The sequence below is a fragment of the Aeromonas sp. s13 genome (assembly GCF_040907905.1).
Lineage (GTDB): Bacteria > Pseudomonadota > Gammaproteobacteria > Enterobacterales > Aeromonadaceae > Aeromonas > Aeromonas veronii.
In genome coordinates this window covers 1-13124 of sequence record NZ_JBFOCS010000054.1, presented here as the reverse complement: position 1 = coordinate 13124, position 13124 = coordinate 1, and the positions used below count along the sequence as shown (strand labels likewise).

At 60.9% G+C, this 13124-nt stretch carries 14 protein-coding genes and 3 tRNA genes; 8 read left to right on the top strand and 9 right to left on the bottom strand.

Annotation, left to right across the window (positions count from 1 at the left end):
• Nucleotides 1-51: 51 nt before the first annotated feature.
• Nucleotides 52-438 (top strand): peptide-methionine (R)-S-oxide reductase MsrB, encoded by a 387-nt coding sequence (gene msrB, locus AB5Y82_RS09740; RefSeq protein WP_040068248.1) that lies wholly within the window; start codon nucleotides 52-54, stop codon nucleotides 436-438.
• A 73-nt stretch (nucleotides 439-511) separates the two neighbouring features.
• On the opposite strand, the gene chrA is transcribed toward msrB, so the two are convergent.
• A complete protein-coding gene (gene chrA / locus AB5Y82_RS09735; protein WP_368173915.1) occupies nucleotides 512-1678 on the bottom strand; it encodes a chromate efflux transporter in 1167 nt (388 codons plus the stop codon).
• Between the two features lie 58 nt (nucleotides 1679-1736).
• The gene (locus tag AB5Y82_RS09730) at nucleotides 1737-2192 is read right to left on the bottom strand and encodes an NUDIX hydrolase (RefSeq protein ID WP_368173914.1); all 456 of its coding nucleotides are present in this window, start codon (nucleotides 2190-2192) and stop codon (nucleotides 1737-1739) included.
• A gap of 206 nt (nucleotides 2193-2398) precedes the next feature.
• On the opposite strand from AB5Y82_RS09730, the gene AB5Y82_RS09725 reads away from it, so the two are divergent.
• Complete coding sequence (locus tag AB5Y82_RS09725; protein ID WP_005335715.1) at nucleotides 2399-2626, top strand: hypothetical protein; 228 nt, start codon at nucleotides 2399-2401, stop codon at nucleotides 2624-2626.
• A gap of 145 nt (nucleotides 2627-2771) precedes the next feature.
• A complete protein-coding gene (locus AB5Y82_RS09720) occupies nucleotides 2772-3089 on the top strand; it encodes a hypothetical protein (RefSeq protein ID WP_368173913.1) in 318 nt (105 codons plus the stop codon).
• 130 nt (nucleotides 3090-3219) lie between these two features.
• Here the strand turns inward: AB5Y82_RS09720 and AB5Y82_RS09715 are convergent, their stop codons facing one another.
• Complete coding sequence (locus AB5Y82_RS09715; protein WP_005304871.1) at nucleotides 3220-3696, bottom strand: Lrp/AsnC family transcriptional regulator; 477 nt, start codon at nucleotides 3694-3696, stop codon at nucleotides 3220-3222.
• Nucleotides 3697-4007: 311 nt separating this feature from the next.
• Nucleotides 4008-4631: a metalloregulator ArsR/SmtB family transcription factor gene (locus AB5Y82_RS09710; RefSeq protein ID WP_279490230.1), complete on the bottom strand. Its 624-nt coding sequence runs from the start codon at nucleotides 4629-4631 to the stop codon at nucleotides 4008-4010.
• 106 nt (nucleotides 4632-4737) lie between these two features.
• Between AB5Y82_RS09710 and AB5Y82_RS09705 the strand changes: the two genes are divergently transcribed.
• Nucleotides 4738-5967: an MFS transporter gene (locus AB5Y82_RS09705; protein WP_368173912.1), complete on the top strand. Its 1230-nt coding sequence runs from the start codon at nucleotides 4738-4740 to the stop codon at nucleotides 5965-5967.
• 110 nt (nucleotides 5968-6077) lie between these two features.
• Complete coding sequence (locus tag AB5Y82_RS09700; RefSeq protein ID WP_368173911.1) at nucleotides 6078-6896, top strand: Cof-type HAD-IIB family hydrolase; 819 nt, start codon at nucleotides 6078-6080, stop codon at nucleotides 6894-6896.
• Nucleotides 6897-6947: 51 nt separating this feature from the next.
• On the opposite strand, the gene AB5Y82_RS09695 is transcribed toward AB5Y82_RS09700, so the two are convergent.
• A complete protein-coding gene (locus AB5Y82_RS09695) occupies nucleotides 6948-7511 on the bottom strand; it encodes a DUF2799 domain-containing protein (RefSeq protein ID WP_111900215.1) in 564 nt (187 codons plus the stop codon).
• A gap of 207 nt (nucleotides 7512-7718) precedes the next feature.
• On the opposite strand from AB5Y82_RS09695, the gene AB5Y82_RS09690 reads away from it, so the two are divergent.
• Both AB5Y82_RS09690 and AB5Y82_RS09685 read left to right on the top strand, forming a co-directional pair.
• Nucleotides 7719-8558: an isopenicillin N synthase family dioxygenase gene (locus AB5Y82_RS09690; protein ID WP_368173910.1), complete on the top strand. Its 840-nt coding sequence runs from the start codon at nucleotides 7719-7721 to the stop codon at nucleotides 8556-8558.
• A 211-nt stretch (nucleotides 8559-8769) separates the two neighbouring features.
• On the top strand, nucleotides 8770-10083 hold the full coding sequence (locus AB5Y82_RS09685) for a sodium-dependent transporter (protein WP_368173909.1): 1314 nt from the start codon (nucleotides 8770-8772) through the stop codon (nucleotides 10081-10083).
• 3 nt (nucleotides 10084-10086) lie between these two features.
• On the opposite strand, the gene AB5Y82_RS09680 is transcribed toward AB5Y82_RS09685, so the two are convergent.
• Complete coding sequence (locus AB5Y82_RS09680; RefSeq protein ID WP_213389307.1) at nucleotides 10087-10806, bottom strand: ABC transporter substrate-binding protein; 720 nt, start codon at nucleotides 10804-10806, stop codon at nucleotides 10087-10089.
• 432 nt (nucleotides 10807-11238) lie between these two features.
• On the opposite strand from AB5Y82_RS09680, the gene AB5Y82_RS09675 reads away from it, so the two are divergent.
• Entirely contained in the window at nucleotides 11239-12552 is a 1314-nt protein-coding gene (locus AB5Y82_RS09675; RefSeq protein WP_368173908.1) for a sodium-dependent transporter, read from the top strand.
• A 274-nt stretch (nucleotides 12553-12826) separates the two neighbouring features.
• Here the strand turns inward: AB5Y82_RS09675 and AB5Y82_RS09670 are convergent.
• The 3 genes from AB5Y82_RS09670 to AB5Y82_RS09660 form a co-directional block, all read right to left on the bottom strand.
• Nucleotides 12827-12902: transfer RNA gene (locus AB5Y82_RS09670), tRNA-Val, on the bottom strand.
• Between the two features lie 16 nt (nucleotides 12903-12918).
• A tRNA-Lys gene (locus AB5Y82_RS09665) sits at nucleotides 12919-12994 on the bottom strand.
• A 35-nt stretch (nucleotides 12995-13029) separates the two neighbouring features.
• Nucleotides 13030-13105 (bottom strand) — tRNA-Val (locus AB5Y82_RS09660).
• Between the last annotated feature and the right edge of the window lie 19 nt (nucleotides 13106-13124).

The window sequence follows — 13124 nt, the reverse complement described above, 5'->3', positions numbered from 1 at the left end:
GCTTTACGGAGCCGTTATGCTGGGCTCCGGTATGGATGGCAAGGAGTCGGTATGAGCAGTAACAATCCGGAACAGTGGCGCAGCAAACTGACCGCCGAGCAGTTTCACGTCTGTTGGGAGAAGGGCACAGAGCGCCCCTACAGCGGCGCCCTGCTCCACAATCGCAAGAGCGGCGACTACCTCTGTGTCTGCTGCAAGAGCGTGCTGTTTCACTCAGGAGCCAAGTTTGATTCCGGCTGCGGCTGGCCCTCGTTCGACAAGGCCATCGAGGGGACGGTGGAGTACACCGAGGACAACAGCCACGGCATGAAGCGAGTGGAGATCACCTGCCGCCAGTGCGGCTCTCACCTCGGTCACGTCTTCCCCGACGGACCGACCGAGACCGGCCAGCGCTACTGCGTCAACAGCCTGAGTCTGGATTTCGATCCCGACGCTTAAGCGGCTGACCCATTGCAATAAAAACGGCGCCTCCATCACGGAGGCGCCGTTTTTTATCGGGATTTCACCGGCTTCACGCCAGCAGGATGGTGGCCATCACCAACAGGGCCGCGATGGCCGGCACCGGCAACTTCACCACCCGCAGCAGATAAAAGCCGATGGCCGCCAGCGCCAGATCGGTCGGCGCCAGCACCGCGCTCTGCCACACCGGCTGATAGAGGGCCGCCAACAACAAGCCCACCACGGCGGCGTTGATTCCGGTGACGGCCCCCGCCAGACGGGGACGGGCCAGCCACTGTTGCCAGCAGGGGCCCACCGCCCAGAGCAGCAGAAAACCGGGTGCAAAGAGCGCCAGGGTCGCCGACAAGGCTCCGAGCAGCGGCATCTCGGGCTGCAGCTGGGCGCCAAGATAGGTGGCAAGGGTAAACATGGGGCCCGGCACCAACTGGGCCAGGCTGTAACCGGTCAGAAACTGCTGCTCGTTGAGAGTGTGGCCCACGCTCTCTTGCAGCAGCGGCAGCACCACATGGCCACCGCCAAACACCAGACTACCGGCGCGATAGAAGTCGGCAACCAGCTGGCCAAGCGGGCTGCCGAGCAGCGGCAGGCCGATAAAAAGGATGCCAAACAGCAGCAGGGTCGGCCAATGAGGCTGACTGCTGGCGGCAGAAGGCAGCTCGGCGGAGGCTGGGCGACTCCCCGCCCCGCGCTGGCTGCGGGCGCAGATCAGCGCCGCTCCCGCCAGCATCAACAGTTGAGTCATCAGACCGGGCTGCCACCAGAGTGCAGCAGCGGTCACCACCATAATCCCTTGGGTCATTCCCGTGGCAGAGAACTGACGACTCATGGTGAGCACCGCATCGGCCACCACGATGAGCGCCAGCAGCTTGAGGCCGTGCAGCGCCGCATCGAGCCACAAATTGCTGCCCAGCTGGCCGATACCGATCGCAGCCGCCAGTAGCAGAAGAAATGAGGGAAGCGTGAAGCCAAGAAAAGCTGAGAGCGCCCCGCCCAGACCGGCGCGATGACGACCGATGGCGAAACCAAGCTGGCTGGAGGCGGGCCCCGGCAGCAGCTGGCACAGCGCCAGCAGGCGGGCAAATTCGGCCTGTGTCAGCCAACCGAGCCGCTGGACGAAGGTGCGCTGGAAATAGCCGATATGAGCGGCCGGACCACCAAAGCTGATGCATCCCAGCCATAAAAACTGAATAAATACCTGTCCCACGCTCTTCTCCCTCATCTCTCTTCTCCCGATGGAGAGGGGATATTATGACAGCGCGATGATCGTTTTATGACAATCAGGCTGATTCGGCCGACACCATTGGCACATCACCCGGCAGATAGCAGCGTCCCGCCAGCCAGCAGGCGATGGACTGACGGCTGGCGTCGAAATGGGGCTCAGGCAGCGCGCGCGGATCGCACCAGACCCAGCCTTCGCACTTCTCCGGCTCCAGCAGCTGCGGCTCACCATCGGCCCGGGCGTGCAGCGTCACCGAGATATAGTGCAGCCCGCTCTCGCGCCATGTCTCCAGATTGTTGGTCACCGCTACCACCTCGGGCCCGTGAATTCCAAGTCCGGTCTCCTCGGCCACCTCGCGGATCGCCGCCGACTCGAAGCTCTCCCCCAACTCCAGATGACCACCCGGGATCGACCAGTAGGGGGCATGGCTCCCTTTGCGTTTGCCAAGGAGCACCTGGCCTTGGGCGTTGGTCAGGATGACGCCGACCCCGACGCGGGGATAGAGAGTGGACATGAAAACGCTCCTTCAATCAGGCAGTAAAACGGCCCCACCTTAGGCCCAAGGAGGGCACAGGGCAAGCCCCGGCTGCACGGCACCTGCGCCTGTCGGTGGCTCCTCCCCTTGCCCCTGAACCGGTTATCACTGATGCTGGGGAGTGAAGCCCGGATGGAGAGGCCATCCCCATCCTCTCAGTCCCCCATCACCCCGAGGAGTCCGCCATGAAAAAATTGCTCCCCCTGTGCGCTCTGCTGCTCACGGCTTGCCAAACCACGCCGCCCCCCAACTCGCTCGCCATCGATGATGCCGACGCCTGGCAGGCCATTTGCAAAGATGGCACCCGGGTTCGCGCCGTGGTGGCAGAGGGGATCTGTGGGGATCATCGCGGGGTAGCCATGTGGACGAATAAGCCAAGAGCTGAACGGATGGCAGAAGAAGCCGCCAAATAGTGTGATCTAGGCACCATAAAATGACACTGCCGGCCAATTGGCCGGATTTTTTCGCGATCTCGCCAGCACTTTGCCACCTTGTTCATGGTGCGCTCAGTTTTCTGTTCCCATACTGGCCCTACAGTTCCAAAAGAGGAGAGACAAGATGCAAACATCCATCGTCGGGCTCTCCATTCTGTGGGGGCTAGCCAGTTTTGGTGTTCAGGGGGATTTCATCGAGAGCCGTGATTCCGTTGCGCCATCCTGGCAAGCCGAGTCCAGAGTGGAGATGGAAGGTTATCTGATTGAATCGCTTGGCGAAGATCGCTGGCTGTTCGACAACGGCAGCGAGAGCCTGCTGGTCTCCCTGCCCGAGGGGCAGTGGGTGCCGACCGGCGAGCGGCTGCGGGTCAGCGGCGAACCGCAGCAGGAGCAGAGCGGCTGGCTGCTGCAGGTGGAAAACATCAGCCAGGTCAGCGTCTGACCACGGCAGTCACCCCGTCACCGCGACAGCTAATCCAGACCGATAACCACTACCGAATAACCAAGAGCGAATAGCAAAAGAGGAGGCCACTGGCCTCCTCTTTCTGTTTATATGAGCGGCTTGCGCGGGCTCAACCCAGATGGTTGAGCGGCAGCGCCGTCTTGTGCTTGATGCGGCGCAGCACGAAGCTGGAGCGCACACCGGTCACCCCCGGAATATGGGTCAGCTTGTCCAGCAGGAAGTGCTGGTAGTGCTCCATGTCGCGCACCACCACCTTGAGTTGGTAGTCGGCATCATTGCCGGTGATGAGGTCACACTCCAGCACTTCGGGCAGTTCGCTGATGGCGCGATCGAAGTTTTCGAACCGCTCGGGCGTGTGTCTGTCCATGGAAATGTGAATGTAGGCGGTGAGGGTGAGGCCAAGCTGGCGGGCGTTGAGCAGAGTAACGTGGGTGTCGATGAGACCGGCATCCTCCAGCGCCTTGACCCGGCGGGAGCAGGGGGACGGCGAGAGCCCGACCAGCTCGGCCAGTTCCAGATTGCTGATGCGGCCATTCTCCTGCATCAGCTCGAGAATATGTCTGTCTATGCGATCAAGTTTCAGCATCTACCCTTCCTCGTTGCAATGACTAATCCACTTTTCCTAGATTAAGGGTGAACTATTGCAAAAACAACCGAAATAAGTGGTTACTTTGCAACCACTCACCGGCATGGGAGGGATACTATGGTTACATCTTCCGGTGGCAAAGCAGATACCTGACCGGGTCTCTGCGGTGAAGGACCTTACCGGGTCAAGAGCCCCATCAGCCGTCTTACCTTATCGGGAAACGACGGGCTGGAACGAGAGAACCCCCTCCCCGAAGGCAACAAAGCAGGCATCCCGGCGCCTGCTTTGTTGTTTTTGGGCGTTTGACGCAATCAGAGCGCGGGCGGCGTGATGCGATAGAGGCAGCGATGCGCCCCCTCCAGCAGATATTGCTCCCGCTCCACCGTCGCCGGCGCCAGCAGCTGGCGAAACAGCGCCAGTTCGCTGCGACAAAAACCGCGGCAGGTGCGCGCCGCCGCACAGATGGGGCAGTGGCTCTCCCACAGCAGCCAGCTGCCATCCTCTTCGCGGAGGATCTCCGCCATGTAGCCCTCGCGAGTGCGCAGCTCCCTGAGCGCCGCCAGCCGGCCAGAGAGACCATGGGACCCCAGCGCCTCCTGATAGCGCGCCAACATCTGCTGCTCTCGCTGCAGGATCAGCCGCTCCATCCCCTCCTCGCCAAACAGCTCGCGCACGTTGTCGATCAACTGCACGGTCAGATCGCTATGGCTATCGGGGAAGCGCTGCCAGGCCTGCTCGGTGAGCTGCCACAACCGCACGGGACGACCGCGCCCGCGCGCCTCATCGCTGAATGTGACCCACCCCTCCTGCTCCAGCGTGAGCAGGTGCTGGCGGGCGCCCATGGAGGTCATCTGCAACTGCTCCCCCAGCGCGGCGGCGCTCTGCGGGCCATGGCTCTTGAGCAGAAACAGGATCTTGTCGGTGCTTGCGTTCATGATCTCATTATGGGGAGCACCCTTTATTAAATCAATAATTCACTTTACTTAATCCCGTCTATGAATCAGCATAAATAAACCAATAACTTTATTTAATGGGTGCAACATGGAGAAACACGGGCACAAAAATCCCCTCTGGGTGCTGGTCATGACGGTCACGCTGGCAGTTGCAGGCTTCAGTCTCCCCTCCCCGGTATTGGCACCCTTGCTGCTGGATCCGGCCCACGGCATGCTGACGCCGGAAGCCTCCGACTGGAGCCGCAAAGTGTGGCTGGGGGTCATCATGGGGCTCTATCCCCTGTTCCAGCTGGTGGGCAGCCCCTGGCTCGGGCGCCTCTCCGACCGCTATGGCCGCAAGCCACTGCTGTTGCTCTCGCTGGCGGGGGTACTGGCAGGCTATGCCCTGATGGCACTCGGTATCGCCTGGCGCTCACTCCCCCTGTTGCTGCTCAGCCGGATTGTGGAGGGGCTGTGCAACGGCAACATCGCCATCGTGCAGGCGATGGCGGCGGATCTCGCCGGCAAGGAGCACAAGGCCCGCAGCTTCGCCTGGATCAATATCGGCATGAATCTGGGCTGGGTAGTGGGGCCGGTGATCGGGGGCTACGCCGCAGTGATCTCGGGGGATTACAGTCTGGCCGCCTGGCTGGCGGTAGGAATGACCCTGCTCAACCTGCTGCTGGTCTACTGGCTGATCCCCTATCGTCCGCCGGTGGCGGCCACCCGTCAGGCAGCGACCATCTCCAGCCGCCAGCTGTTGTTGCAACCGGCCCTGCTCCCCTACTTCGCGCTCACCCTGATCAGCTATGGCGCCGTGCAGCTCTATTTCACCTACTTCAATATCTGGCTGGTGGAGCGGCTGGCCTGGGATCCGGCCCAGCTGGCGCAAGCGGCGGTGCTGGTGAGTTTGCCTATGATGGCGGGCTCCTGGCTCGGCTCCCGCATCGCCCGTCACTGGCGCGGCAGCTCCCTCGGCATTGTCGGCCATCTGGTGATGGCGAGCGGCATGCTGCTCTTTATCCTGCCCGTGCACTGGTGGGGACTGGCGCTTACCTTCGTTCCCGCTGGCATCGGCATGAGTCTGGGGGAGCTGGCCACCTCGGTGGCGATCTCCAACCGCAGTCACCCGGAGCAGCAGGGGCAGGCGATGGGGCTCTACCGCGCCCTCGCCGTGGGCAGCGAGATCCTGGCGGTGCTGCTTGGTAGTCTGGTGCTGCTGGCCGGTACCGAGTGGCCCTTCTATCTCGCCACCCTCTGCTCCCTTGCCAGTGCCGCCGGTTTCTATCTGCTGCGCCGCCGTGCTGACCGTCGTCAACAGCTGGCCAGCTGCACCTGAGCCACGAAGGGATCACAGTTCGGCGCTTCGGCCGCGGGCAAGACTTGCATCGGGGCGCCGGGTCTGGGACGGTAAGGCTCTTTGCGGATTTGTTCGATGCTGGAGGAGCTATGAGTGAGTACAAGGCCATCGCGCTCGATATGGATGGCACCCTGCTGACCCGGGATCACAAGATCTCGTCGGCCACCCGGGCAGCACTGGCGCAAGCCCGCGCCCACGGCATCAAGGTGCTGCTGGTCACGGGGCGCCACTACATGACGGCACGCCCCTTCCACCACGAGCTGGCCCTCGATACCCCCCTCATCTGCAGCAATGGCGCCTATCTCTATGATCCGGTGCAGAACCGGATCCTCAGCGGCGACCCGCTGGCGGCCGCCCCGCTTACCGAGCTGCTGGCCGCGGTCGAGGCGCAGCAGATGGGCGCTCTGTTCCACCTGAGCGAGGGGATCGGCTACATCGGCTGCGAAGAGCATGTCACCCGCATCCACCACTGGTCGGCCAATCAGCCGGACCACCTCAAGATCGCCCTCCACCCGGTCGAGGAGCTGGCAGGCTGGCTCGACAACCCGGTCTGGAAGCTGGAGCTGTTCAATCAGGATCCGGCACGCCTGCACACCTTTATGGGCGAGGTGGTCGAGCAGATGCCCTTTACCCGCGACTGGGCGGCCCCCTATGCGGTAGAGCTGGTACAGCCCGGTTGCAGCAAGGGCAACCGGCTGGCCCAGTGGGCAGCCAGCGAAGGGATTGCGATGGAGCAGGTGGTGGCGTTTGGGGACAACAACAACGACATCAGCATGTTTGAGCAGGTAGGGCTGGCGGTGGCCATGGGCAATGCGGCCCCGCAGATCCAGAGCCATGCCCATCGGGTCACGGCCGACCACAACGAAGATGGTATCGCACTGGCACTGCAGCGCTGGGTACTGCCCTGAGCTGACAAGATGCAACATGGCCAGCACGCGGGCTGGCCATGAAGAGAGGGATTAACCGCCGAAGGAGAACTGGATCACCCGATCCGGATAACGCAGACGGTTATACTCCCGGCGCAGGGATTCGTAGTGGCGCATGGCCCGATCGCGCTTGGCGCGGTAGTAGTCGCGCTGTTCCGTGTTGGTTTCGTTGCGGATGCTGCGCTCCAGCGTATCGATATCCCGCTCGGTACGCTCCAGCTCGTCGCTGATCTCCCGCATGCGGGCGGCCAGTTTGTACTCTTCGTAGCCGCGTTGATACTGCTTGAGGAAGCTGGCGTCATTGGGGCATACCCCCAGATAGGCCTGCCCCTCCTTGCCCTTGCTGTAAGCCAGCTCGGGGATGCAGTAGAGCTCCAACCCCTTGTCGTAGCCCCGTTTCCACTCGGCTTCATCCACTTTGAGGCCATACTCGCTGCATGACGAAACGTAATCGCGGGTCGCCTGACGGGTTTTGCCTTCCGATCCATCCTGATAACCCAGGTTGTACCAGCTCATGGTGCGGCACTCATCTTCTGACAGGGCACTGCATCCCGCCAGCAATACCGGCAGGGTCAGCAACAGGATTTTGGGGGACATGAACAGACTCCGGAAAAGATAGTGACCGGCATTCTAGAGAGGATAAAAGGCCATAACAAGGGATGCGCTCCCGTGCGGTCTGGCGCGGTTTATTTGATGTTTTTGTCACTATTCAACGCCGTGCCAGACGGGGCGGCCAACCCGCTTTCCTTGTTATCAGGTGCAAGGTAAACTGCGCCATCTTTTAACTGGCTCGCAACAAAAACAATGAAAGTCCTGACCGTCGATTACCGCTCACCCGATGCGGCCCAACGCTTCACCGAATCCCTGCGAACCACCGGCTTTGGCGTGCTGACCAACCACCCCATCCCGAAAGAGCTGGTGCAGTCCATCTACGACAACTGGTATCGCTTCTTCATGAGCGAGCAGAAGCAGGATTTCCTGTTCAACCGCGAAACCCAGGATGGCTACTTCCCGCCGTCGGTCTCCGAGGTGGCCAAGGGCCATAGCCAGAAAGACATCAAGGAGTACTTCCACATCTACCCCTGGGGCCAGATGCCGGAAGAACTGAAGGAGCAGGCGATGGAGTACTACCGCCTCGCCAACGGTCTGGCCGCCGAGCTGCTGGGCTGGGTCGAGCAGTACACCCCGGCCGATATCGCCGCTCACTACAGCTGCCCCCTCTCCTCGATGCTCGAAGAGAGCCAGAAGACCCTGCTGCGGGTGCTGCACTATCCGCCGTTCGATGGCACCGAGGAACCGGGCGCCATCCGCGCCGCCGCCCACGAGGATATCAACCTGCTCACCATTCTGCCCGCCGCCAACGAGCCGGGGCTTCAGGTGAAGGGTTCCGATGGCGAGTGGATGGACGTGCCGTGCGACTTTGGCACCCTCATCATCAATATCGGCGACATGCTGCAGGAGGCCTCTCGCGGCTACTATCCCTCCACTACTCACCGCGTCATCAACCCGACCGGTGGCAGTGCCAGCAAGTCACGCATCTCCCTACCGCTGTTCCTCCACCCGCGCCCGGATGTGGTGCTCTCCGAGCGCCATACCGCCCACAGCTACCTGATGGAGCGGCTGCGGGAGCTCGGGGTGATCTAGTCCCCCGACGAGCAGTTGTCAGAGACCAAACCGGAGCAATCTCGCTCCGGTTTTTATTTGGTGGCAGGATTGGGCAAAAAACAGAATTAAATTAGCCAATCATGCCAATAAATCGCATTTACACCTGATAACCGTCGTAGTGATTGCGCCGTGACCTCCGTAACATGAGCGCCATTCTGCCCCTGCCAAGGGGCGCTCGATTGGAGTTCTTATGAAGCAGTCCCAATGGTCATCCCGACTCGGTTACATCCTCGCCGCAGCGGGTTCCGCGGTCGGTATCGGCGCAATCTGGAAATTCCCCTATGTCACCGCCGTCAACGGCGGCGGTGCCTTCCTGCTGGTCTTTCTGCTGTTCAGCTTCACCCTGGGGGTTGCAGTACTGATGGGGGAAACCCTGCTCGGCGGCATGAGTCGCCGCGGGGTAGTGGGTGCCTTCTCCGATCTGCTCGGCAAACAGTGGCGCTGGGTTGGGGTAATGGGGGTGATCTCTACCCTGCTCATCTACTGCTTCTACAGCGTGGTGGGCGGCTGGACCCTGGGTTATACCGGCATGGCCATCTCAGGCCAGCTCAACCATGGCGATGCGGCGGCCCTCACCGCCCGCTTCAATGACTATGTCAGCGGTGACGTCTGGCCCATTCTCACCCATCTGCTGTTTGCCGCCCTCACCTGGATGGTGGTGCAAGGCGGCATTCAGAAAGGGGTGGAGCGCACCCTGCGCTGGATGATGCCGGCCCTGTTCCTGATGATCCTGATGCTGGTCGCCTTTGGCCTCACCCTGCCCAATGCAATGGCGGGGGTACGTCACTTCCTGATGCCCGACTTCAGCAAGCTGGGGATGTCCGGCGTGCTCGATGCCATGGGGCTGGCCTTCTTCTCCCTCTCCATCGGTCTTGGCATCCACACCACCTACGGCGCCTATCTGCCGACCAGCGAAGGGGTTGGTCGCTCCAGCCTCTGGGTGGTGCTGCTGGCCAGCATGGTGGCGGTACTGGCGGGCTTGATGATTTTCCCGGTGCTGGCCTCGACCGGTATCGACCCGGCCTCCGGCCCCGGTCTCACCTTTATGACCATGCCGGCAGTATTTCAGCTGCTGCCCTTCGGTCAGGTGCTTGAGGTGATCTTCTTCGCCCTGCTGGTCTTTGCGGCGCTCTCCTCGGCCATCTCCCTGCTGGAGCATTTGCAGTGCTTCCTGTGCGAGACCTGGGGCTGGTCACGCCGCACGGCCTGCAGCGCCATCACTGGATTCGTCATGGTTAGCGGTGTTCCGGTCAGCCTGTCGTTTGGCCCGCTGCAACACGCCACCCTGTTTGGCAAAACCATTTTCGAGTTGCTGGACTTTGTCACCTCCAACCTGATGATGCCGCTGTTCGGCCTGATGCTGACGCTGCTGCTGGGCTGGAAGCTGGGACGCAAGGCACTGCCGCAGGGGATTGCCAGCCACTGGCATCACCTGCTGATGAACTGCTGGCGCTGGATTGCCCCCTTGCTGATCGGCGGGATCTTGATTCGCGGTCTGGTGTGACGGTTACTCTTCGCGGGTGGGCTCATCGGCCCGCCCCTGTGCGGCTCTGACGGCATCCAGGGCATGCTGCCAGCGGGTGATCTCGGCATCATCCGTTCCCTTGGAGAAGACGATATAGAGACCGGCCTGATGAAGCAGCACTCCACTGCTGACGATGCTGCGCCGGGATAACCCCATCTTGTCGAGGGTGGCCTCCATCACCAGCTCCGCCATCGGCAAGGCATCGATCTTGCCCAGCATCAGCCGCTCTATCGCCTCCCCGACCGTCTTGTAGCGCACCAGATTGGTGTAGCCCTCATGGGTCAGCCGCACATCATCGGCGTTACCCAGTACTACCCCCACTCTGGGCAGCTCCCGCAGCTGCGCCAGCGAGGTCAGCGGGTGGCGACTATCCGGCGCCTGATAGATAAAGACCCGATTGATAAAGAGCGGGCCAACCCATTTGAAATGGGACTCCCGTTCCGGGAGCCGCTGTACCACGAACAGTCCATAGCCGGGCTCGACCCGTGCCAGCGCCAGCGCCCGCTTGAGCGGGTAAATCCGCACCGGATAGCGGGTGCCAAGCTCCTCCTGCACCTCATCGATCAGGCGAATGGCAAATCCGTCGAGCTTGCCGTCGCGGTATTCGGTAAAGGGGGGTAAGTCGTGACTCAGCAGGGTTAATCCGGGCTGCGCCGACACACTCAGGCTGATCAGTAACCAGGGCAGCACCATCCATCTCATACGACATCCTGTCTCATCGTTGTTCCCGTCAGCGCCATGTAGCGGTCACTAGTTCCAGAAGAAGCTACGTCGATTATCGCCCAGTAAATAGCCACAAGGTAGAAAAGATACGGCCCGGCGAGGTTTTCCCCCATTGAGTTGTACGTATAGCCAGAGTGGTGACAGCGGCACACATAAAAAAATTTTGATTTTATGTGTCAATTATTCTTTCCATGGTTTAGGCTGTTTCCTCATTCATTAGTCAGGTTGTCACCTCATGTCTGCCATCCTCGTGCTGTTTGGTCGATTTTTTAGCTCGCAAGAGAGGTGACCTTGCACGCACAGTTTTTCTGAATGTTCATTGCAAAGGTCGCCTCAGGCGGCCTTTTTTATGGTCTGTCGTTTATTGCTACAGAGGAGTATTGCTTCGATGTCGTGTTACCCGGAGGTTGTATGAGCCAGGTTCAGTGGTCTTCCCGTCTCGGTCATGTGCTGGCCGCAGCAGGCACAGCGATTGGCCTTGGTGCCATCTGGAAGTTTCCCTATGTGACCGCCACCAATGGCGGTGGCGCCTTTCTGCTGGTGTTTCTGCTGTTCAGCTTCACCCTGGGGGTAGCGGTACAGGTCGGCGAAACCCTGCTCGGCAGCCATAGCCAGCGCGGGGTGCTCGGCGCTTTTCGCAAACTGGTGGGGCCGAACTGGCGCTGGATGGGGTATATGGGGATCGCCTGCGGCTTCTTTATCTACAGCTTCTACAGCGTGGTAGGCGGCTGGACTGTGGGTTACGCCGCGCTGGCGATGGCTGGCAAGCTCAACCTGAGCGAAGGAAGCGCCCTCACCGCCCTGTTCAACGGCTATGTCAGCAACCCCTGGTGGCCGGTGCTGACCCATCTGGTGTTTGCCGGGCTAACCTGGTGGTTCGTGCAGGGAGGTATTCAGAAAGGGGTGGAGCGGGCACTGCGCTGGATGATGCCCGCACTCTTCATCATGATGTTGCTGCTGGTGGGGGTCGGTCTCTCCATGCCGGGCTCCATGGCGGGTGTGCGCCAGCTGCTGCTGCCGGACTTCTCCATGCTGACCGGCCAGAGCGTGCTGGACGCGCTGGGGCTGGCCTTTTTCTCCCTCTCCATCGGGCTCGGGGTACACACTACCTATGGCGCCTACCTGCCCAATAGCGAAGGGGTGCTGCGCTCCGGGGTTTGGGTGGTCACTCTGGCAAGCCTTATCTCGGTGCTGGCGGGCTTGATGATCTTCCCGGCGCTGGCCTCCACCGGCATCGATCCCACTGCCGGGCCGGGTCTCACCTTTATGACCATGCCTGCCGTCTTCAGCCATCTGCCGTTCGGTCAGGGGCTGGGGGTGGTCTTCTTCCTGTTGCTGCTGGTCGCCGCTCTCTCCTCCTCCATCTCCATGCTGGAGCATCTGGTGCGCTTCACCACCGAGGAGTGGGGTTGGTCGCGTCGTGGCGCCTGCCGGGTACTGACCCTGCTTATCATGGCCTCCGGCATTCCGGTGAGCCTGTCGTTCGGCCCATGGAGCAATCTGACCCTGTTTGGCAAGACCATCTTCGAGCTGCTCGACTATCTGACCTCCAACCTGATGATGCCGCTGTTTGGTCTGGTACTGACCCTGCTGCTGGGCTGGCGCCTGGGTGATGCCATTCTCCCTGTAGGCCTGTCACCCGCCCTGCGTCTGGCGCTGCTCTGGTGCTGGCGCGTGGTGGCGCCGCTGCTGATCAGCGGGATCCTGATCCGCGGGATCATGTAGCACCTTGCGCATCTTTGCGGGCAGGCCTTGGCCTGCCCTTTTTATTGCCGCTCGCCAGAGGCGACGATCAAGGAGCTGCAATAAGATGAGCAGACATCAGCAGACCAAGAGCGGGAATGGAAAAGGGCGCTTGGATAAGGCGGGAGCTGACGGGACAGGTTAAGAGATCGAACAATAGAAAGTGCTGTTCACTGAATTTCAGGCAAAAAAATCCCCATCTGAGTGGGGACTTTCTCTGCAATCTCAGCTGATATCTCAGCCTTGATTGCGAATATGGTGGTCGTTACTGGGATCGAACCAGTGACCCCCTCCTTGTAAGGGAGGTGCTCTCCCAGCTGAGCTAAACGACCTGGGATTCTGAAATGATGGTGGGTCGTGCTGGATTCGAACCAGCGACCAATTGATTAAAAGTCAACTGCTCTACCGACTGAGCTAACGACCCATCTAAATCATTTTTTAAACTTTTTACTACAAATATGGTGGTCGTTACTGGGATCGAACCAGTGACCCCCTCCTTGTAAGGGAGGTGCTCTCCCAGCTGAGCTAAACGACCTGGGATTCTTGAAATGATG